This window comes from Intestinibacter sp. (assembly GCF_034113885.1).
Taxonomy (GTDB): Bacteria; Bacillota; Clostridia; order Peptostreptococcales; family Peptostreptococcaceae; genus Intestinibacter.
The window spans coordinates 1-20,472 of the sequence record NZ_JAXEWM010000063.1; the positions used below are offsets into that span (position 1 = coordinate 1).

The 20,472-nt window shown below is 30.3% G+C and carries 21 protein-coding genes, 1 rRNA gene, 2 pseudogenes and 1 other annotated feature; of the genes and pseudogenes, 3 read left to right on the top strand and 21 right to left on the bottom strand.

The genetic code is table 11. From position 1 onward, the window contains the following. A pseudogene (locus tag SPD90_RS15290) lies at positions 1 to 70 on the bottom strand (ribonuclease M5); the annotation flags it as partial. Positions 71 to 419: 349 nt separating this feature from the next. Between SPD90_RS15290 and SPD90_RS03890 the strand changes: the two are divergent. Next, complete coding sequence (locus SPD90_RS03890) at positions 420 to 881, top strand: hypothetical protein (protein WP_331680505.1); 462 nt, start codon at positions 420 to 422, stop codon at positions 879 to 881. 54 nt (positions 882 to 935) lie between these two features. Here the strand turns inward: SPD90_RS03890 and SPD90_RS03895 are convergent, their stop codons facing one another. The 10 genes and pseudogenes from SPD90_RS03895 to SPD90_RS03935 form a co-directional block, all read right to left on the bottom strand. Further along, positions 936 to 1,811, bottom strand: coding sequence for an SH3 domain-containing protein (locus SPD90_RS03895; RefSeq protein WP_320924363.1), 876 nt, complete (start codon positions 1,809 to 1,811; stop codon positions 936 to 938). A gap of 12 nt (positions 1,812 to 1,823) precedes the next feature. Next, on the bottom strand, positions 1,824 to 2,450 hold the full coding sequence (locus tag SPD90_RS03900; RefSeq protein ID WP_320624567.1) for a DUF3786 domain-containing protein: 627 nt from the start codon (positions 2,448 to 2,450) through the stop codon (positions 1,824 to 1,826). Between the two features lie 122 nt (positions 2,451 to 2,572). After that, a pseudogene (locus SPD90_RS03905) lies at positions 2,573 to 3,781 on the bottom strand (UbiD family decarboxylase); the annotation flags it as partial. After that, on the bottom strand, positions 3,780 to 3,908 hold the full coding sequence (locus tag SPD90_RS15325; RefSeq protein ID WP_442909042.1) for a hypothetical protein: 129 nt from the start codon (positions 3,906 to 3,908) through the stop codon (positions 3,780 to 3,782). The gene SPD90_RS15325 and the pseudogene SPD90_RS03905, both read right to left, overlap by 2 nt. Continuing rightward, a complete protein-coding gene (locus SPD90_RS03910) occupies positions 3,909 to 4,292 on the bottom strand; it encodes a proteasome assembly chaperone 4 family protein (protein ID WP_320924364.1) in 384 nt (127 codons plus the stop codon). It lies immediately after the preceding gene. A gap of 132 nt (positions 4,293 to 4,424) precedes the next feature. Further along, a complete protein-coding gene (locus SPD90_RS03915) occupies positions 4,425 to 5,195 on the bottom strand; it encodes a TatD family hydrolase (RefSeq protein ID WP_320624569.1) in 771 nt (256 codons plus the stop codon). A 13-nt stretch (positions 5,196 to 5,208) separates the two neighbouring features. Next, a complete protein-coding gene (gene metG / locus SPD90_RS03920) occupies positions 5,209 to 7,155 on the bottom strand; it encodes a methionine--tRNA ligase (RefSeq protein WP_320924365.1) in 1,947 nt (648 codons plus the stop codon). Positions 7,156 to 7,210: 55 nt separating this feature from the next. Further along, positions 7,211 to 7,427 (bottom strand) — a binding site (T-box leader). Between the two features lie 78 nt (positions 7,428 to 7,505). Further along, positions 7,506 to 7,739, bottom strand: coding sequence for a hypothetical protein (locus SPD90_RS03925; protein ID WP_320624571.1), 234 nt, complete (start codon positions 7,737 to 7,739; stop codon positions 7,506 to 7,508). A 104-nt stretch (positions 7,740 to 7,843) separates the two neighbouring features. Continuing rightward, a complete protein-coding gene (locus SPD90_RS03930) occupies positions 7,844 to 8,368 on the bottom strand; it encodes a spore maturation protein (protein WP_320924366.1) in 525 nt (174 codons plus the stop codon). After that, a complete protein-coding gene (locus tag SPD90_RS03935; protein ID WP_320924367.1) occupies positions 8,369 to 8,923 on the bottom strand; it encodes a nucleoside recognition domain-containing protein in 555 nt (184 codons plus the stop codon). It abuts the gene before it with no gap. Positions 8,924 to 9,118: 195 nt separating this feature from the next. Between SPD90_RS03935 and SPD90_RS03940 the strand changes: the two genes are divergently transcribed. Together SPD90_RS03940 and SPD90_RS03945 are read left to right on the top strand one after the other, a co-directional pair. Beyond that, a complete protein-coding gene (locus SPD90_RS03940; protein WP_320624574.1) occupies positions 9,119 to 10,549 on the top strand; it encodes a nicotinate phosphoribosyltransferase in 1,431 nt (476 codons plus the stop codon). A 36-nt stretch (positions 10,550 to 10,585) separates the two neighbouring features. Further along, on the top strand, positions 10,586 to 11,014 hold the full coding sequence (locus SPD90_RS03945) for an Lrp/AsnC family transcriptional regulator (RefSeq protein WP_320924368.1): 429 nt from the start codon (positions 10,586 to 10,588) through the stop codon (positions 11,012 to 11,014). A 59-nt stretch (positions 11,015 to 11,073) separates the two neighbouring features. Here the strand turns inward: SPD90_RS03945 and SPD90_RS03950 are convergent, their stop codons facing one another. From SPD90_RS03950 to rrf, 10 genes are all read right to left on the bottom strand, one after another. Then, positions 11,074 to 11,784 (bottom strand): HD domain-containing protein, encoded by a 711-nt coding sequence (locus SPD90_RS03950; RefSeq protein WP_320924369.1) that lies wholly within the window; start codon positions 11,782 to 11,784, stop codon positions 11,074 to 11,076. A gap of 42 nt (positions 11,785 to 11,826) precedes the next feature. Then, on the bottom strand, positions 11,827 to 12,660 hold the full coding sequence (gene rsmI, locus SPD90_RS03955) for a 16S rRNA (cytidine(1402)-2'-O)-methyltransferase (RefSeq protein WP_320627361.1): 834 nt from the start codon (positions 12,658 to 12,660) through the stop codon (positions 11,827 to 11,829). Position 12,661: 1 nt separating this feature from the next. Further along, positions 12,662 to 13,411 (bottom strand): tRNA1(Val) (adenine(37)-N6)-methyltransferase, encoded by a 750-nt coding sequence (locus tag SPD90_RS03960; RefSeq protein ID WP_290693470.1) that lies wholly within the window; start codon positions 13,409 to 13,411, stop codon positions 12,662 to 12,664. Positions 13,412 to 13,425: 14 nt separating this feature from the next. Then, positions 13,426 to 14,322 carry a PSP1 domain-containing protein gene (locus tag SPD90_RS03965; protein WP_320627362.1) on the bottom strand — a complete coding sequence of 299 codons (897 nt, stop codon included), beginning with the start codon at positions 14,320 to 14,322 and terminating at the stop codon, positions 13,426 to 13,428. Continuing rightward, complete coding sequence (locus SPD90_RS03970) at positions 14,319 to 15,254, bottom strand: DNA polymerase III subunit (protein ID WP_320924370.1); 936 nt, start codon at positions 15,252 to 15,254, stop codon at positions 14,319 to 14,321. Before SPD90_RS03970 ends, SPD90_RS03965 begins: the two co-directional genes overlap by 4 nt. Before the next feature lie 33 nt (positions 15,255 to 15,287). Continuing rightward, a complete protein-coding gene (locus SPD90_RS03975; protein WP_320924371.1) occupies positions 15,288 to 15,968 on the bottom strand; it encodes a dTMP kinase in 681 nt (226 codons plus the stop codon). A gap of 176 nt (positions 15,969 to 16,144) precedes the next feature. Next, positions 16,145 to 16,342 (bottom strand): DUF378 domain-containing protein, encoded by a 198-nt coding sequence (locus SPD90_RS03980; RefSeq protein WP_320625838.1) that lies wholly within the window; start codon positions 16,340 to 16,342, stop codon positions 16,145 to 16,147. 90 nt (positions 16,343 to 16,432) lie between these two features. After that, positions 16,433 to 17,911, bottom strand: coding sequence for a 4-alpha-glucanotransferase (gene malQ, locus SPD90_RS03985; RefSeq protein ID WP_320625839.1), 1,479 nt, complete (start codon positions 17,909 to 17,911; stop codon positions 16,433 to 16,435). Positions 17,912 to 17,957: 46 nt separating this feature from the next. Continuing rightward, positions 17,958 to 20,213 (bottom strand): glycogen/starch/alpha-glucan phosphorylase, encoded by a 2,256-nt coding sequence (locus SPD90_RS03990; RefSeq protein ID WP_320924372.1) that lies wholly within the window; start codon positions 20,211 to 20,213, stop codon positions 17,958 to 17,960. A gap of 133 nt (positions 20,214 to 20,346) precedes the next feature. Further along, positions 20,347 to 20,463: ribosomal RNA gene (gene rrf / locus SPD90_RS03995) — 5S ribosomal RNA — on the bottom strand. Positions 20,464 to 20,472: the final 9 nt, after the last annotated feature.

Genomic DNA, 20,472 nt, shown 5'->3' on the forward strand with positions numbered 1-20,472 from the left:
CAGCGTCTACAGCTCTTTTTACAGCTGTAACATCGTCTCTACCTTCTACTACTATTATTTCTTTTATCATTATAATTTCACCTTTTACTTTTTATTTATTCTATTTATTGTTAAGTTTTTGCATTTATGTCTTGTTGTATTTATTGAATTTTACTTATTTCTTATTTATTCACATCTTTATATTTTAATTTTTTTTCATTATTTAATCAATGCTTTTTGGAAAAAGTCTTGTTATATGTTTATTATTAACACTTATTTTAATCAATGCCTTAAAGGATTTAAATTCAATTAATCGAATATATATATTTAAAATATAAATGAAAGGAATTATCATCATGAATTATTAAATATCAGATTTGCATTTAGGCCACAAAAATATTCTTAAAATTTGTAATCGCCCATTTAACAATGTTGAAGAAATGGAAATAAAAATCCTTGAAAATTGGAACAAAAAAGTAACTCCTGAAGATGATGTCTGGCTTCTCGGCGATGTAGTCCATCATCATAGCGGAAATTATGTAAATACATTAAAAAATTTAAACGGAAAAAAACATCTAATTATCGGAAATCATGAAAAAAATATAATGAATAACGAAAAAGCAAAAAAAGTATTTGAAAGCATTGACTATTATAAAGAAATAACTGATAACGGCAAAATGGTAGTAATGTTTCATCATCCGATTTTAGAATGGAATAGATATTATCAAAATTCAATTCACCTACATGGTCATATTCACAATAAGACAACATTAGATACTTATAAGATTATAAAAAGCAGAAAAAATGCATACAACGTAGGCGTTGATGTGATTGGATTTGAGCCATGTACGTTAGATGAGGTAATAGATAGAAATATTGAATTTTGGAAAATAAATGAATAAAAAAGAGAGTTCGAAGTTTTTATGTGGCATAGGCTTACTAAATTAGCCTATGCCTTATTTTTTAAGGGTTCCCTTCAATATTTCTCTTCCAATATTATTGAAAAACTTATCGTATTTATCATATTTAATATGTATCCCATCTGAATCATGGTATTTTAAATATCCCTTATCATCTACCAAACCTTCAGTCGTATCGATAACCTCGACATTTGGCATAGTTTTACAATAATCTTCTATCTCTTGATTAAACTCAGAAATCAACTTAATTTTATGCTTAACTTTAGGATAATTATCTCCAAGAGGAAAAACCTTTTGAACATAAATTTCTTTATTACTGTATTTATTTGATAACTTCTTTATCAATATCTCTGTATCTTTTACATTAGTTTTATAATATCCTTCATCCATTCCATTTACGCCAATTAACAGACATACACCCTCAACCTTCGAAGGATTCGGCATTTTATCAAAATTATCAAGCCAATATGAGGGATAACACCCTGATTTAGCTCTTATTATAGTATCTGATGCATTTGCTTCTATTGTACTTCTCAATAAATCTGTATATGAATCACCAACAAATAAAAATTTATCTAATATAGCTATTGCATATTTTTTAAGTATATATCCATAGCCATATTTGTATTTAATTTTGTACCATCCATTAGATGCATCTTCTACAATATCGACTTTATCTCCTTCTGATAATTTGCCTAACGCATCATCGGAAGAAGAATCTCCTTTTCTAACAGTTACAGAAGATATTATCCTGCACTGTGTTATTACCTTAAGTTCCTTATTTTCGGAAGCTTCTTCGATTTTTGTATTACTTCCTATCAATTTTATATTTAAATCCTTGATATTAAAAAGCAAAATAACTATAAATAAACCAAGCACTATAAAGATTATTTTTTTCAAATTTATTCTCATTATTAATCTCCTTTATAAAAGCCCGCTGATTTCATTCTTTAAAATTTGCTTACCTATGTACATTCCCATTCCTATAGCAGCTTCTACATGCATGAAGTTTTGCACGTCTTTATTAAACAATACATTGACTCCAGGCGCAATTTCATCATCACCCTCCCAAAGACCGACACGCACAGATACCTTTGGAAATACTTCAAATTCAAAGCCTTTATCGCCTACATTACAAGGAACTCCTCCTAATTCTAGACAGCTTTGCTCGAATCCATCTAAATCATATCCATATTTATTTATCAAATGAATCACTGTGTTTTTATAAAAAGCTGGGAAAAATTGCATACCTCCATTTGGGATTTCCTTCATGCTGATCCACTTGTCTGATTTTTCGGTATCTATTTCTGTATATCCTAGATAATTTAGTATTATTACACTTGTTTCTGCAGAATGAACAAACCCGTCTTTTTCTCTGACTATAGTTTCTTCATTGCAGTCTAATATATAATCGTTGTTTAAAAATTTTAACCTAATTTGATTTTTTTCTTCATCGTAAATTGCAACTCTTCTTTTCGCTACTTCGTTTAAATCTCTTGTTTTCAAAACCTTCCACTCATGTTCATACGCCACTTTGTAATTTGTCTCCATATTTTTTTACCCCCATTATATACTCTTGCTATTTTTAGTATAATCCTAAAAGCTAACAAAATAAAATACCCATAATTGATTTATTACAGGTCTCTACAAATTAATAACTAAAATTACAAATACTAATATTCTATATCATAATCATTTAAATCAACTTCTTTAAATGCAACTTTTTCGTATCTATCTGATTTTGGAACTGGATAAGTACAGTCAAATCCCATCTTAGCACCTACGCCATCATCAGTAGCAGGATTTAACTCATGTCCAAAGCAATCAGGTACAATGATTATATCTTTATCAGGTCTACATCTAGTTACCATAGCTCTTTCAACATCCTCAGCATCGTATAAATTGACATCGCTATTTACTGCTGTAACCATTTGAAGTGCTGGAAATGCCGCAAAGGCTGCTAATATTGCATTTTTAGCCATTCCATTTCTTGGAGGATCTATTTGTAGTATAGCGTGATAGTGACTTCCTCCATGGCTAAGATATACTTTCTTTAATCCTTTTACTTGCTTTGATATAGTTTGGAATAAGTTTGCCTCAGCTCCTAGACCTACTGAGTTCCATACTTCTTTACCAGGATGTAGCATATGTATAACAGGATTTTTTTGCATTGTTATAGATTTTATATTAACTACCCATCTATCCTCTCTAGTTGCATAATATCCACTAACTTCTCCAAAAGGTCCTTCTGGTTCTCTTACATATGGAAGAATTTCAGCTTCCATTATCATTTGTGCCTCTGCTATACCTTCGACATCTACTGTCTTGCTTTTGCAAAGCTTAGCTGGTTCACCTAGAAGATAAGATGCTACTCCTAATTCATCAACATCAATTGGAGCTGCTGCACTAGGTGTTATTGCTGCTACATAATACGCTGGGTGTGCACCATTATTTATTGTTATTTCTAATGATTGTCCTTTAGCTTCTGCTCTTTCATAATAATCTCTTAAATGTCTTCCTACATCCATTAAAAGACCTAATCTATTTTTTCCTGTTACCATTAATCTATGTACTGATGTATTTCTAACTCCTGTATCTGGATCCTTAGCTATAATGACACAATTTGAAAAATAAGGTCCATCATCCTTTAATGCTAATGTTGGAACTGGTATTTTAGATAAATCAACTTCCTCCATTGTAACTTGTTGTGCTGAAGCATCTTCAACAATTACAGGTTCTACTGGATTATTACTTAAGCTTTGAACTGCCTTTGCAAATAAAAATGGTAATTCTTCAGCAGTTGAATCAAATATAGCAGCTAAATTATCTCGATTCCACCACATTCCAGTTGTAACAGGGTAATCGTATCCTTTTAGCTTTTCAAATAATAATTTTACCCTCTAACTTTGCTGATATACCAGCCATTTCATGATAAACATCAACCTCACTTTTTATATGTGCTAGTTTTCCTGCTTCGTCTAATTTCTTTAGACAATATTTTAAATCCATTTATTTCATCTCATTTGTTATTTTGTTTTCTAAATCATGTATTGCTTCATTTGTGTTGGATATGAGCTTTTCTATATCTGATTTGCTCGCATTATCTACATGTATCCCAACACTTACTACTACATTTGCTTTAAATTTTTTTGATAACTTCATTGCTATGTCTCTAGCTAAAATATCGTCTCTATGTCCTAAAGCACATATTGTACTGACACTTGCATTTATAGATGAAATATCTGTATTTTCTGAATACTGTGCTAATGCACATGCACCTATATGTGGTCTCTCTCCTCCAAAAATTGCAATATTTATATCTGAACCACAAAATATACAACTGACATTTATTTTATATATTCCTTCTCCAAAATCAATATCTATACTTTTCAATTTTTATTTTCACCCTTTATTTTAATTTTCTAATTAAAATTATAGTGATTGTAATAAAATTAGTCTATTAATTTTAATAAAAGATATAAAAAAACATGCAAAATAAAATTTATCCTGCATGCTTTTTTATATCTATTTTATTCCGAAAAATCTCTTAGCATTTGCCTTTGTCGCTTCACAAACCTCTTCATAAGAAATTCCCTTTTCCTGTGCGATTGTATCTGCTACGAATTGCACCAATGTAGGGTCATTTCTCTTTCCTCTATATGGTGTTGGTGCCATATATGGTGAATCAGTTTCTATAAACAGCCTATCTAGAGGTATTTCTCTTACTACTTCTTTTGTTTTCTTGTTATTTTTAAATGTTACAGTTCCTGATATAGAGATGTAGCATCCCATTTTGACATATTCTCTAGCTAGTTCAACATTACCGCTGTAGCAATGAAGTACACAACCTGTTTCTGGAGCCTTTGTAGATTTTATAATATCAAAGGTATCTCCATGTGCATCTCTATCGTGGATTATTATAGGTAATTTTAACTCATTAGCTAGTTCGATTTGTCTTTTAAACCATTTCTTTTGAAGCTCCTTGTAGTCTCCATCGTAATAGTAGTCTAGACCAATTTCGCCTATGGCTACGACCTTTTCATTTTCAGTCGCTAATTTTTTTAGCGTGTCCATATCTGCTTCAGTTAAATCCACTACATCATGTGGATGAACACCTACTGCAGCGTATATGAAGTCGTATTTGTTGGCAAGTTCTACACTTTCAAATGAAGTCTTCATACAAGCTCCTGGATTTACGACTAAATCGACGCCTTTTTCATTAAGAGAAGCGATTAATGCCTCTCTGTCTTCATCAAATCTTTCGTCATTTAAATGTGCATGTGAGTCGAATAACATAATGTCTATCTCCTTAGCAAACTATGCAGCCGTCTTTTGCTCCATCAGTAAATGGTATTTTGAATGGATCTCCATCATCACCAGCTACTAATATCATACCTTGAGATTCTACACCTCTTAATTTAGTTGGTTTTAGATTACAAACTACTATTAATTCTTTTCCAACTAATTCTTCTGGTTTGTAGTGTTTTGCAAGACCTGATACTATTTGTCTAGTTTCTGATCCAACCTTAACTTGGAATACTAAAAGTTTATCTGCTTTTGGATGTTTTTCACAGCTTAAAACTTTACCTATTCTAAGTTCTACTTTATCTAAATCATCTATAGTGATTTGTTCTTTATGTTCAAGTGGAGCTTCTTCTTGAGCAGGTTCATCTTTCTTTTCTGCAAATAATTCTTCAAGCTCAGCAACTTCTTTGTCTATGTCTAATCTTTGGAATAATATTTCACCTTTAGTTACTTTTGTACCTGGTTTTATTAAGCCAAATGTAGCTGTACTTTCCCAGTTAGTTAATTCTTCTACACCTTTTATTCCCATTTGTTCGTAGATTTTGTTAGCTGTAGTGTTCATTATTGGGTTTATTAATGTAGAGAATATTCTTATTGATTCACATAAGTTATATAAAACTGTGTCTAATTGATCTTTTTTACTTTCGTCTTTTGCAAGTACCCAAGGAGCAGTTTCGTCGATGTATTTATTAGTTCTTCTTATTAATTTCCATACACCTTCTAGTGCTTCGTGGAATTGCATTTTGTTCATTTGTTCTTCAAATACTTGTCTTGAAAGCTTAGCTTGTTCTTTTAATGATTCGTCAAATTCAGTAGCTACTTTTGGTTCTGGTATTATTCCACCATTGTATTTTTCAACCATAGCTATAGTTCTACTTACTAGGTTTCCTAGGTCGTTAGCTAAGTCTGTGTTTATTCTTGTTACGAAATTTCTGTGAGTGTAGCTTCCGTCTTGACCAAATGCGAATTCTCTTAATAGATAATATTTTAATGTATCTATTCCATATCTTTCTATCATTTGTTCTGGATAAACTATATTTCCTTTTGATTTACTCATCTTATCATTAGCGAATAATATCCATCCATGTCCAAATACTTGTTCAGATACTGGTAAATCTAATGCCATTAATAACGCTGGCCATATAATTGTATGGAATCTTATGATTTCTTTACCTACAACTTGTATATTTGCTGGCCAATATTTCTTGAATAATGAGTCATCTTCACTCATATATCCTAATGCAGTTATATAGTTACATAGAGCGTCAACCCAAACGTATATAACGTGTTTTTCATCGAAAGGTACTTTTATACCCCAATCAAAAGAAGTTCTAGTTACACATAGATCTTCTAAACCTGGTTCTAAGAAGTTAGCTACCATTTCGTTAGCTCTAGCTTCTGGGAAACAGTAGTTAGGATTTTTGAATAATTCTTTTATTCTATCTTCGTATTTAGATAGCTTGAAGAAATAAGCTTCTTCTTTAGCTACATAAGTTTCTCTACCGCAGTCTGGACATTTAGTTCCATCTACTAATTGAGATTCAGTCCAGAAGCTTTCACATGGAGTACAGTATCTACCTTCGTATTCACCTTTGTATATGTCCCCTTGTTCGTATAATTTAGTGAATATTTTTTGGATTATTTTTGTATGTCTTGGTTCTGTTGTTCTTATGAAGTCATCATAAGATATATCCATAGTTTTCCATAATTTTTTGATGTCAGCTATCATTCCATCTAGGTATTCCATTTCTGTCATTCCAGCTTCTTTAGCCTTCTTTTGTATTTTTTCACCGTGTTCATCTGTACCTGTTAAGAATCTTACATCATATCCACAGAAACGTTTAAATCTAGCAACTGCATCAGTTGCAACTGTTGTATAAGTGTGACCTATATGTAATCTACCACTTGGATAGTATATAGGTGTTGTAATATAAAAAGTTGGTTTACTCATTTTACTTCCTCCTTAAAATTTACTATAAATAAAAAACTCGCCTCCTATGGAATCCCATAGGGGCGAGTATATATTCGCGTTACCACCCTAATTTATCCAGAAAAATCTGAATGTCTTAGTGGACTAATAACGAGTCCATCCGTCTTATCTTAAGTAAGTTCAGATAAGAAGCTCCAAGGCCATCTTCAATAATCAATTAGACGCTAGCTTTCACCTAATCTAGCTCTCTGCAGAAAAATTAAATTATCTACTCTTCTCTTCACAGCTTTTAATTATTATTGTTATATGGTTATTTTATTAAATAAAAAATTTGTTGTCAAGCAACATATAAAAAAACTAATTTGATTTTTTTATTTTATTTCAGAAAAAGTATATCTTTCCTTACGAGGTAAAAGAAGTTCATATTCAATTGTGGCACCGTTATCATAAACTGTCTTTTTATATTCAGGAAGACTTCTACCTATCAATTTTTCCAATGCTTCATCTGTATTATCTGTACAAACCTCTTCTTCAAAATTCATATCAAAGTTATATATATTGGCGCAAGGATTATGTATTTCTCTACTTACATCGTATTTTTTCATAAAATCAGTCTCCTATTCTATAATTTTTAACTATTTATTCTTAAATTATACTATATTTCTTATAATAATTTCTAATTCTTTATTTATTCTAAATTCAAATATATTTATCCAAACAACAAATAACATATGTAAACAGAAGCTATAACTCCAGCAAAATGACTTAGCATCGCACAAATCAAAGTATGACGAGTCTTTTTTATTTTTTGACTTCCATAGTAAATCGCCATAGTATAAAATACCGTCTCTGATGCCCCTACAATAGTTGCGCCCATCTTCTCTAATAAAGAATCTACAGATACCCTCTGGACTAGCTCTGAGTACATTCCTAGCGCTCCACTTCCTGATATAGGCTTCATCATTATCAGTCCTATCAATTCCTTTGGTATATTAAGTAGATTTGCTACTGGTGCAAATATAAATTCAAGCATCTCAATTCCTCTACCTGATTTAAATATTCCTATAGCTAAAAATATTCCTATTATATAGGGAAGTATATTCCACGCTGTTTTCAAACCGTCAACTGCACCTACTACAAATGATTCATATATATCGACTTTTTTATATTTTCCATAAACAACTATCAACAGCATAATTATAGGAATCGCCAAATTAGCTATCTTATTAAGCATTTATTTTATCCTCCTTTCAAAAATTTTACACGATACAATTGCTACTATAGTCGATACTGTAGTCGCCACCAACGTAGAAATTATTATTTCATTTGGATTAACAGATCCTAAATCGGCTCTTATCTTAAGCATAGTAAAGGGTATCAATTGAATAGAGGATATATTTATAACTAAAAACATTACCATTTCATTAGATGCTCTATCTTTTTTATCATTCAAGGTTTGTAGCTCCTCCATAGCCTTTAATCCAAAGGAAGTAGCTCCATTTCCAGCTCCCAGCATGTTTAATATTATATTCATTATTATGTAATTCATAGCTTTGTGATTTTGAGGTATTTGTGGGAATAATTTTTTTAAAATAAAATTTATCTTAACGCCAATTTTATCAACTAATCCAGACTCTTTAGCTATATTCATTATTCCCATCCAAAGTGACATTATAGCTGCCAAGCTTATAGTAAATTCAATAGCCTTCGAACCTTCATCTAAAATCACTGTATTTAATTGTTGTAAATTATCAAAGTAAATACTCCCCACTATCCCTATAACTATCATATAAAACCATATTTTGCTAATTTTTCCCCACCTCTCTTTAAAATAACATTTTTTTTTACGGAATAATTAATAGTTACTTTAAATAATTTTATGATGCATTAATACCACTTTATACTTGAAAGTTTTGCTAGATTATGTTTAAGTATATGTATAGGGTTTTTTTATAACTAATTAAAATATTTAAGGAGAAAAAAAATGCGAAATTTAACTCTACTTACAGATTTATACCAACTTACTATGATGAATGGATATTACGAAAAAAACATTCACGAAGATATAGTTGTATTTGATATGTTTTTTAGAAAAAACGCTTGCGACGGTGGATACACAATTATTTGCGGCATTGAGCAACTGGCTGAGTATATAAATAATTTGCATTTTTCAGAGGACGACTTAGACTATTTAAGAAGTTTAAATCTATTTTCTGAGGGGTTTTTGAATTTTCTAAGAGATTTTAAATTTACAGGAGATATATATGCAGTAGAAGAAGGAACTATAATGTTCCCTGGTGAGCCAATAATAACTGTAAAAGCACCTTTATATCAAGCCCAATTGATAGAAACTGCTTTACTTAATATAGTTAACTTCCAATCACTAATAGCAACTAAGGCTTCTAGAGTTTGCTATGCTGCTCAAGGGGATCCTGTTCTTGAATTCGGATTAAGAAGAGCTCAAGGACCAGATGCTGGTACTTACGGAGCAAGAGCTGCAGTTATCGGTGGATGCGCTGGTACAGCCAATGTATTAGCTGGGAAAATGTTTGACATTCCGGTTGTCGGAACTCATGCCCATAGCTGGGTACAAAAATTCGATACTGAATTAGAAGCTTTCCAAGCTTATGCTGACATATATCCAAATAATTGCTTATTATTAATCGATACATACAATGTCTTAAAAAGTGGTCTTCCAAACGCTATTAAAGTATTTGATAACTTAAAAGCAAAAGGATATAAACCAACAGGTATACGTATCGATTCAGGAGATTTAGAATATCTTTCTAAAGAAGTCAAAAAAGGACTTGAAGAAGCAGGATATCATGATTTAAAAATTACTGCTTCAAACGACTTAGATGAGTACATAATTTCAGACTTAAAATCAAAGGGTACAGCTGTTAACTCATGGGGTGTTGGTACTAAATTAATTACATCTGCTGAATCTCCATCATTAGGTGGTGTTTACAAATTAGCAGGTTCATTCAAAGGTGATGAATTAATACCTAAGATAAAAGTATCTGAAGATCCAGAAAAAATAAATAATCCAGGTTACAAAAAAGTAGTTAGAATATACGATAGCAATAACGATGCTGGTAGTGATTTAATAATGTTAAAAGACGAAGAAATCGACACTACAAAGCCTCTAACTGTATTCCACCCTACATATACTTGGAAGAAGCTTACTTTTGAAAATTATTCAATTAAAGAGCTTCATAAGCCTTTATTTATAAATGGAGAATGTAAATATGAATACAAACCTATAAATGAAATAAAAGCTTATGTAAAATCACAACTTGATACTTTCTGGGACTCTTATAAGAGACTTTCTTCACCTAAGAGATTCAAAGTTGATTTATCTCAAAAACTTTGGGATTTAAAAAATGATTTATTAGAATCAAAAAAAGTGTTTTAATTAAAATAATTTTTTAGATAAAAGGGGGGTCAATTAATGGACGTTACTGATTACAGGATTATAGAAATATTGCAAAAAGATGGTAGAATTTCCATGAAAGACTTAGGAAAGATAGTAGGATTAACTTCTCCTGCTGTTTCTGAAAGAGTGAAGAGACTAGAAGAATCTGGTGTAATAGAAGGATACAAGGCTATAGTAAATCCAGATGCTTTAGGCAGAGTTATAAAGGCTTTTATACATATTTCTTTGCCAAGTGAAAAATACGAGCTTTTCTTAGAAACTGCTAGAAAGGATCCTCGCATAGTTGAATGTCACCATATTACTGGAGATGATTGTTCATTATTAAAAGTTATAGTAAAGGATATGTATGAGCTTGAAAATGTTATTGATAGCATAAAATCAATAGGTACAACTAAGACCTCTGTTATTTTATCTACACCTATTCAAGCTAAATCGATACTATAATTAAAAAATTATTTAGAATATAAAAATAGTCTGTTGCGATTGACAGACTATTTTTTATGCTATATCTCTCTATCAGTTTTATATTTGTGAAAATAAATAGTTAAAATAAATTCCATATATGTTTTTATAATTCCGCTATCTTCAAGTGGATTTAATAAATTTCTAGTTGCGACTAAATCACAATATCCAAGCAATATTATGCCGATTACATCATCGCCTAATTTATCAAATTCTCTCCACAATGATTCTCTGCCGATATTGTTGCTCTTGTATATTGATAATAAAAACATATGATATCTTACATATCTAAAAAGCTTTTCAGTAGTAACTTCGCTTAGACCTAAATCCCTACCTAATTTAAGCACGATCTCTCCGCCTGCCACATCGTGACCTTTGAAGTGAGTTACACCTTTAGAATCTACACTTTTCGCAGATGGCTTTCCTATATCGTGTAGAAAAATACCTAATTTCAATATTTGTAATATCGGAAATCCAGATTCATCAGTCGAATCCAAATATTCCCAAACGTATTTTTCTAAATGCTTTGGCAAAAATTCATCTGTCTTTAATATACTTTCAAAATACGCTAGAGTATATACAGAATGTTGAAAAGAGTTAACTATATGATATCTACATTTTCCAACCTCCTTCATATACTTGATATTAGGTACTATTTCTTCTAATAAGCCTTTTTTGTCTAGTTTTTCTATTTCACTAGAGGTATCTTTATATTTTAGACATTCTAATAATTGCTTTCCTATATCATCCATCTAATCACCCCTGTTTATAAATTTAAATAAATATTTATCTTGCTATAAATCTAATACTTGCTTATACACAACATCCTTCTTTAACTTTCTATCCTTACATACGGTCTTTATAGCGTCTTTTTTGCTGAGACCATTGTTTATTAGCTCTATTACGTATTCTCTTTCAGTTAAGCTATCGTAGTTGTTCTTTGATTGTTTTTCACCTTCAAATCCGCCTACGATTAAAACAAATTCACCTTTTATTTCTTTTTCTTCATAGATTTTTAGGACTGTTTCGATGTCCTCTCTTATTACCTCTTGGTATTTTTTAGTTAATTCTCTATTTACTGCTATTTTTCTATTACCTAGAATCTTTAGCATATCCTTTAGTGTGTCCTTTAATCTATGTGGTGATTCGTAAAAAATCATAGTTCTTTCTTCTTCTTTTAATTCTTCTAGTCTTTTTCTGCGGATTTTTTTATCTCTATCTAAAAATCCTTCAAATACAAATTTATGTGTATCTAAACCTGAACCAACTAAAGCAACTGCAAAAGCTGTCGCTCCAGGCAATACGTCTATTTCTATATTATGTTCTATAGCTTGCTTTATTAAATCCTCACCAGGGTCTGATATTCCAGGCATACCTGCATCGCTTATTAGGGCTATATTTTCTCCCTCTAGTAATTTATTTATTAAATAATCCCCTTTAGTATCCTTATTATGTTCAAAATAACTTGTTAAAGGCTTTGATATTTCAAAGTGATTTAGAAGCTTTATACTATGTCTAGTGTCCTCTGCCGCTATTAAATCAACTTCATTTAACACCCTCAAAGTTCTATAAGTTATATCCTCCAAGTTACCTATAGGTGTTGGACATATATATAATTTTCCACTCATATTATTCTCCTATATCTTCATTGGCATATATTTTTCTTATTTCTTCTGTGTAATTTCCATCATCTCCGTATACATATAGAGGATCTAAAATTTTAAGCTCTGGTCTTCCGTCCTTGCTGAACTCAACTAACATTAAGTTAGGAGCTTTTCCTACTCTAGGATGTACGAATTGAATGACCTTTGGTTCTAATCTATATTTTCTTCCCAATTCTATAATATCTACTAATCTAGTAGGTCTGTGTATCATAAAAAACTTACCTCTAGGCATAACAAGTCTTGATGCAGCTCTTATTACATCCTCTAGGTTGCACATTATTTCGTGTCTTGATATAGCCTTTTTGTCATTTGGGTTTTTGATTCCATCAATATGCATATACGGTGGATTTGATGTAGCTACATGGTATCCATGTACCTCTAATTCTTTATCTATAGTTTTTATATCTGCATTTATTATTTCAACTCTGTCCTCTAGGTCGTTTAATTTTACAGATCTCGTTGCCATTTCATATACTTCTTCTTGTATTTCTACACCTATAATTTTGCTAGCTTGACTTTTTCCTGCTATCAAAATAGGTATTATTCCTGTTCCTGTCCCTAAATCAACTACCTTTGCGTTCTTTTTTACCTTTGCAAAGTTAGCTAATAAAACTGCATCTATTCCAAAGCAAAATCCTGTTTTATCTTGTATTAATTTCAAGCCCTTTAGCTGTAAATCATCTATTCTCTCTGTTTCCTTTAAAGCTACCTCCATAAATTCTCCTTTTATTAATCCTCTAATTTTTTTAGTTCCTTCATTGTTTCTGAATCTATATCGTCGTTCTTGCACTTACCGTTACAGCATCCATTTTCGCATTTTTTAGGTACATGAAGAACCTTTACTTCTTCCTTCAAGCAAGTTTTTATTGTTTTGTCGTTAAATTCAATCCTAACTTGTTCTAATAGTGGGTTTATTTCTATTACCTTACCTTTTTGGTTGTCTACTTTAACTATACTTCCTACGACAGGCATTTTATCTATTGCTTCTACATATACATCGTGTTCGTATTTTAAGCAACAGAATAAACGACCGCATATTCCTGATATTTTTGTAGGATTTAGAGATAAACTTTGATCCTTAGCCATCTTGATTGATACTGGTTGGAAATCTCCAAGCCAAGAAGAGCAGCATAGTGGTCTTCCGCAAGTTCCAAGCCCTCCTATTGATTTAGCTTCGTCCCTTACACCGATTTGTCTAAGCTCTATTCTTGTTTTAAATATTGCAGCCAAATCCTTTACTAATTCTCTGAAATCTATTCTTCCTTCTGCTGTAAAATAGAATATAAGTTTATTTCTATCAAATGTATATTCACAATCAATTAAAAACATAGTTAAATCATGTTCTTTTATCTTTTGTTGGCAAATTTCAAATGTTTCTTTTGCTCTTTCCTTATTTTCTCTGTAAATTGCTTTATCCTCATCTGTAGCAATTCTTATTATAGGCTTTAAAGGTGAAATTAATTTCTCCTCTTCAATTTCCTTAGGTCCAACGACCACCTTTCCATATTCAAGCCCTCTTGCTGTTTCTACAACAACATCGGTATTTTGTTCTATTTCAAAATCTACTGGATCAAAATAATATATTTTTCCAGCGTTTTTAAATCTAACACCAACTATCTTTATCATTTAATCACCTCATATATATTCAAAGTCATAACCTGTATGCTAATATTAAAATTACAATTGCTTCTAAGCTTATTTTTTGTCTCTTCTATTATATCAATAATCTTAGAAAGTTGAGAATAAGTAATTTTCTTACTCATATTTTTTATAAATACTAATTTATCTAAATTTATAATCATGCTGTTATCGATATTTTCTTTTACCATTATTATGTCTCTAAAATAATTAATCATTAAATCTAAGACGTTTATTATTTGATCTTTATATTTTTCTATGCCGTTTTGAATCTCCATAATATCTATTAAATCGCCATTTAAGAAGGTTTCAATATACTTTTGGATTTCCTCTCTCATAATATAAAAATCCTCTGATTCGGAAAGCTCTATCGCCTTTTGCATGCTTCCTCTTGAAAAGTTTGCAAGCAATGATGCTCTCTTCTCATCTACACCAGTTTTAACTAGATAATCCGCTATCTCCTTGATTGGAATTGGCGTAAATTTTATAATCTCACATCTCGATTTTATCGTGTCTAGCAATGATTCCTTATTATTAGTTACAAGGATTATTATAGCATACTTTGGTGGTTCTTCTAACGTTTTAAGCAATGCATTTTGCGCCTCTATTGTCATTTTTTGTGCTTCGTCAAATACATATATTTTATATGATTTATAGGGCTTTACTAATATATCGGTTTGCATTTTTCTTATTTGAGCTATTTTTATGCTATTTCCGTCTGGTTTTATCTCTATATAATCTGGGCTATTAAATAAATTCTCCATTTCCAATAAAATTCTCGATAATTCTCTCGCTAAGGTATTTTTACCCACACCGCTCGGTCCCTCAAACATATATGCATGACTTATCATGTTGGATTTCAAGCTATTTGACAAGTATTTTTTCGCAAATTGCTGACCTTTTATATTTTCAAAATACATACTCTTCCTCCATTTTTTAGAGAGTCGATAAATCTATCTATTTAAAATTTTATCTTCTACTATACTATATATTTCCTCATGTATATCATCAATTGTTCTCATATTATCGTCTTTTATACAATTTATTCTCTGCCAGTCATATTTTTTTGCGATATAAAGTGAATTTTCGTATGATTTTTTTAAGTAATCAAAGTCACTTTCATGTATATCCTTTTCACTTTCTCCTGTTATTTTGTTATTTCTGTCCTTCATAAGCTTTTGACTCATTTCAACTGGAACATCTAAGAATATCACACAGTCTGGTTTAGGTATTTTGTATAGGCTAAATTCTAAATCATTTAGCCATTCTAAATATTTATCTCTTTCTTCTACCTCCATCTTTGATGCTTGATGAATCATATTTGAAGTAGTGTATCTATCGCATATTATTATTCCACCGTCGTTGTAAAATGCTTCCCATTCTGTTTTAAATGATGCATATCTATCTACCGCAAAAAATGTTGAGCAAATATATGGGTCGACATCTTCAGCGTGTTTTCCAAAATCACCTCTTAGATACATCTTGACCAATGCTGAGGACTCCGAATTGTAATTTGGAAATTCTACTTTTTTTATGTTGTAGTTGTTTTTTTCTAATCTATCGTATAACTTTTTTGTCTGTGTAGCCTTACCACTTCCATCAGAGCCTTCTATAATTATTAACTTTCCTTTCATATATAATTCCTCCATAACAAATTTATGTAACTATTATTATTTCAAATTTTTATTTTTAGCTTTTATCAGTCTTATTATAATATAACATAAGCATTATTCAAATAAACTTATTGACTTTATTTATCAACAAAATAAAACCACCGATATATAAAAATATCAGTGGTAAACTACTTATATTATTCTTCTGTATTTTTTGTCATTAAAGATGGTATTAAATAAACACCTGCCAGTCCTACCAATGTGTATATAATTCTACTTATCATAGAATATGTACCACCAAATAAATATCCTATAACATCTAAGCCGAAAATACCTACACATCCCCAGTTAAAGGCGCCTATTATAACTAACAATAAAGCAATCTTTTTTAACATATAAGTTCACTCTCCTAAATAAATGTTTTATTTAGTATTAGCTTTTTTTTATAATTCATTCCTTTATTTAGGAGTTATTTTTTATTCAACTTACAATCTTCCATATATTTTAGTCAGTCTTCTTATCTTTTTAATTAATTCTTCTGAAATACTTCCTTCTTTCATTCTCCATTTCCAGTTATATCCCAGTGTTGATGGTGCATTTATTCTAGCTGATTCATCCAGCCCTAAAAAATCTTGAATAGGAATTATACATGTGTCAGCAACACTTCTCATAGCTAAACAAATCATATCCCAATTAGCTTGTTCTTCAGCATCTAATTTATTACTATATTCAATAAACATCTGTCTATCATGTTCATTTATTTCATTATACCATCCATTAACAGTATTATTATCGTGTGTTCCAGTATATACGACGCAATTTCTATCGTAATTATGAGGCAAATAATCACTTGCTTCTCCTGAATCAAATGCAAATTCAAGTACCTTCATTCCTGGATATCCTGTATCTTTCAATAATTTTCTTACTGTATCTGTTAAAAATCCTAAGTCCTCAGCAATTATCTGTACATCACCCAGTTCCTTTTTGATATATTCAAATAATTCTATACCAGGGCCCTTCTCCCAAGCTCCATTAACCGCATTTACATGTCCATATGGTATAGAAAAATACTCATCAAATCCTCTAAAGTGATCTATTCTAACAATATCGTATAAACTAAAAGAATAACTTATTCTCTTTATCCACCATTTATATTCTGTTTTTTTGTGATATTCCCAATCATATAATGGATTACCCCATAGCTGTCCATCTTCAGAAAATGAATCTGGTGGACATCCAGCAACTGCAATTGGATTTAAATCCTCATCCAATTGGAATAACTTAGTTTCTGACCATGTATCAGAGCTATCTAACGCAACATATATTGGTATATCCCCAACTATTGAAATCCCCTTTTGATTTGCATATGATTTTAATTTACTCCATTGCTTGAAAAATAAATATTGAGTATATTTATAAAATATTATTTCTTCTTTTAATTCAGCTTTATATTTGTCTAGTACATCTTTATCTCTTGATTTTAAACCTTCATCCCATTCTATCCAAGATGTTCCACCAAGATAATCCTTTAATGCTGTATATGAAGCGTAATCATCTAACCACCAACTATTTTCTTCGCAATAACTAATAAATTCTTCATTATCGCTTATATTGCTTCTCTTATATGCTTTGTTTAAAACCTCAAATCTTGATAAATATATTTTTTCATAATCTATATATTCAACATTATCTCCCCAGTCATAGCTATTACATTCCTCTTCTGACAATAATCCTTCTTCTATTAATTCTTCTAAATCTATAAAATATGGATTTCCTGCAAAAGTTGAAAATGATTGATATGGTGAGTCCCCATAACCTGTCGGTCCCAACGGTAATATTTGCCATATTTTTTGTCCTGCTTCTTCTAGCTTGTCTACAAAATCATAAGCCTCTTTTGAAAAACTACCAATTCCATACTTAGAAGGTAAACTAGATATCGGTAATAAAACTCCACTTCTTCTCATAATGATCTCCCCCTAATTGTTATCTTTTTATGTCATAAAATAAATTCTATAACTTCCAAATATCATTATTATATTCAGATATAGTTCTATCAGAAGAAAAATATCCTGCTTTACTTATATTAATCAGCATTTTTCTAGCCCATTCCATTCTGTCTTCATACTCTTTAAATGCTCTTTCTTTTGTCTTTACATAGTCTTCAAAATCTAATAAGGTCATAAACCAATCCTTTGTTACAATTTCCTTATGAAGTCTTTTTAGATTTTCTTCGCATCCTATTTTTATTAATTTTTTGCTGATTATAAAATCTACAATATTTTTAATTTCAGCGTTGTTTTCATATATATCCTTAGAACTGTAGTCCCCATTTTCGTAATGTTCGATTACTTTTTTACTGCTCTCTCCAAATATAAATATATTTTCATCTCCAACTTCTTTATGTATCTCTACATTAGCTCCATCCTCTGTTCCTAAAGTTAATGCTCCGTTTAGCATAAATTTCATATTACCAGTTCCACTTGCTTCTTTAGATGCTAGTGATATTTGCTCTGATATGTCACAAGCCGGTATTAATTTTTCTGCAAAAGTTACATTGTAATTTTCTATCATTACGATTTTTAAATATTTATTTACATCTGGATCGTTGTTAACTAACTCTTGTAAACATAATATCAGATGTATGATATCCTTTGCTATAGTATAAGCCGGTGCTGCTTTAGCACCAAATATTATAGTTATTGGTGTTGTTGGTTTATCTCCATTGTTAATTTTTAAATATTTATATATTATATATAAAGCGTTCATCTGCTGTCTTTTATATTCGTGTAATCTTTTTATTTGTATATCAAAAATAGAATTTTCATCTATTTCTATATTCTGTTTTAATTTTATATAATCTCTTAGTTTTATTTTATTTTCATTTTTTATTTTTAATAGCTCTTTTAATATATTTTTATCATCTACAAATTTTAAAAGATCCTCTAATTTAGTTGCATCCTTCTTAAATTCATCACCTATTAAATTTTCTATAAAATCTGTTAAACTTTGATTACAATGCATCAACCATCTTCTGAAAGTTATACCATTTGTTTTATTATTAAACTTTTCAGGATAAATTGAATAAAAGTTATTTAATTCATTATTTTTTAATATTTCAGTATGGAGATATGCAACTCCATTTGTGCTAAAGGTATAATGAATATCTATATGTGCCATATGGACATTGTCATATTTATCTATTATATATAAAGATTCATCATCATATTTCTCTCTAACTCTTTTATCAAGTTCTTTTATTATATCCACAAGATTTGGTACAACTTTTTCCAAATATTTTATAGGCCATTTTTCTAATGCCTCTGATAATATTGTATGGTTTGTATATGCGCAAGTTTTTGAAACTATTTCTATAGCATCATCCATTGATATTCCCTTTTCAATTAAAATCCTTATAAGCTCTGGTATAACCATAGTTGGATGTGTATCATTTATTTGTATAACTGCATAATCATACAAATCATATAAATTGCTTCCCTTAGATATACACTCATCTATGATATATCTAGTAGCATTACTCACCATAAAATATTGTTGGTAAATACGAAGCAATCTTCCTTCTTCATCGCTATCATCTGGATACAGAAATAAAGTTAGATTTTTAGAAATTTTATTTTTATCAAAATTTATACTATTATCATCAACTATACTCTCATCTAAACTTTCTAAATCAAATAAGTGCAATTTATTAGTTCTATTATTATATCCAGTAATATTTATATCGTATAATCTAGAGGTTAATGTAAATCTCCCAAAATCAATATCATAAGTTACATCGGTTTTATTTAACCATGTATTATCATTAATCCACTTATCTTTCTTTTCTAACTGTAAATTATTTTTAAATTCCTGTTTAAATAATCCAAAATGATAATTTAAACCTATTCCATCACCAGCTATCCCCAAGCTAGCAATAGAGTCAAGAAAACATGCGGCTAATCTTCCTAATCCTCCATTTCCCAGAGATGGCTCTATCTCTATTTCTTCTATTTCAGATAAATTTTTGCCATTTTCTTTTAATATAGCTTTTACATCTTCGTATATACCTAAATTTATAAGGTTATTAGATAATAACTTCCCAATTAAAAATTCTGCTGATATATAATATAATTTCTTTTTACTTTTATTATTGACTTTTTCTTGAGCAAGCTCATTCACTACACTCAATAAAGCTACATATATTTCTTGATTTGTGCAAATATTTAATTCCTTTTTACATTTAGACTTCAATAAATTTGATAAATTCAAAAATATCCCCCCTATTTACTGTATAAAAACGCTTTTGGAAACGTTTCCAAAAATTCAAAAAATATATAATACTAAAATATTAAAATAGATTTTCACTAAAATTCTCAAAAGCTCTAATAAATAAAAAAAGATTACGTGGCTACGTCCTACTCTCCCAGGCGGTCACCCACCAAGTACCATCGGCGCTAAAGAGCTTAACTTCTGTGTTCGGAATGGGAACAGGTGTATCCTCTTTGCTATAATAACCACATAATCTTTA

Excerpts from the sequence above, each read along its gene's own strand:
- SPD90_RS03895 (WP_320924363.1), bottom strand. The coding sequence starts at position 1,811 with ATGAGAATAAATTTGAAAAAAATAATCTTTATAGTGCTTGGTTTATTT.
- SPD90_RS03915 (WP_320624569.1), bottom strand. The coding sequence starts at position 5,195 with ATGTTATTCGACTCACATGCACATTTAAATGACGAAAGATTTGATGAA.
- SPD90_RS03890 (WP_331680505.1), top strand. The coding sequence starts at position 420 with ATGGAAATAAAAATCCTTGAAAATTGGAACAAAAAAGTAACTCCTGAA.
- SPD90_RS03965 (WP_320627362.1), bottom strand. The coding sequence starts at position 14,322 with ATGATAAAGATAGTTGGTGTTAGATTTAAAAACGCTGGAAAAATATAT.
- SPD90_RS03935 (WP_320924367.1), bottom strand. The coding sequence starts at position 8,923 with ATGATAGTTATAGGGATAGTGGGGAGTATTTACTTTGATAATTTACAA.
- SPD90_RS03900 (WP_320624567.1), bottom strand. The coding sequence starts at position 2,450 with ATGGAGACAAATTACAAAGTGGCGTATGAACATGAGTGGAAGGTTTTG.
- SPD90_RS03950 (WP_320924369.1), bottom strand. The coding sequence starts at position 11,784 with ATGGATGATATAGGAAAGCAATTATTAGAATGTCTAAAATATAAAGAT.
- metG (WP_320924365.1), bottom strand. The coding sequence starts at position 7,155 with ATGAGTAAACCAACTTTTTATATTACAACACCTATATACTATCCAAGT.
- rsmI (WP_320627361.1), bottom strand. The coding sequence starts at position 12,660 with ATGAGTGGAAAATTATATATATGTCCAACACCTATAGGTAACTTGGAG.
- SPD90_RS03945 (WP_320924368.1), top strand. The coding sequence starts at position 10,586 with ATGGACGTTACTGATTACAGGATTATAGAAATATTGCAAAAAGATGGT.
- SPD90_RS03975 (WP_320924371.1), bottom strand. The coding sequence starts at position 15,968 with ATGAAAGGAAAGTTAATAATTATAGAAGGCTCTGATGGAAGTGGTAAG.
- SPD90_RS03925 (WP_320624571.1), bottom strand. The coding sequence starts at position 7,739 with ATGAAAAAATACGATGTAAGTAGAGAAATACATAATCCTTGCGCCAAT.
- SPD90_RS03930 (WP_320924366.1), bottom strand. The coding sequence starts at position 8,368 with ATGCTTAATAAGATAGCTAATTTGGCGATTCCTATAATTATGCTGTTG.
- SPD90_RS03940 (WP_320624574.1), top strand. The coding sequence starts at position 9,119 with ATGCGAAATTTAACTCTACTTACAGATTTATACCAACTTACTATGATG.
- SPD90_RS03960 (WP_290693470.1), bottom strand. The coding sequence starts at position 13,411 with ATGGAGGTAGCTTTAAAGGAAACAGAGAGAATAGATGATTTACAGCTA.
- SPD90_RS15325 (WP_442909042.1), bottom strand. The coding sequence starts at position 3,908 with ATGGATTTAAAATATTGTCTAAAGAAATTAGACGAAGCAGGAAAACTA.
- SPD90_RS03980 (WP_320625838.1), bottom strand. The coding sequence starts at position 16,342 with ATGTTAAAAAAGATTGCTTTATTGTTAGTTATAATAGGCGCCTTTAAC.
- malQ (WP_320625839.1), bottom strand. The coding sequence starts at position 17,911 with ATGAGAAGAAGTGGAGTTTTATTACCGATATCTAGTTTACCTTCTAAG.
- SPD90_RS03970 (WP_320924370.1), bottom strand. The coding sequence starts at position 15,254 with ATGTATTTTGAAAATATAAAAGGTCAGCAATTTGCGAAAAAATACTTG.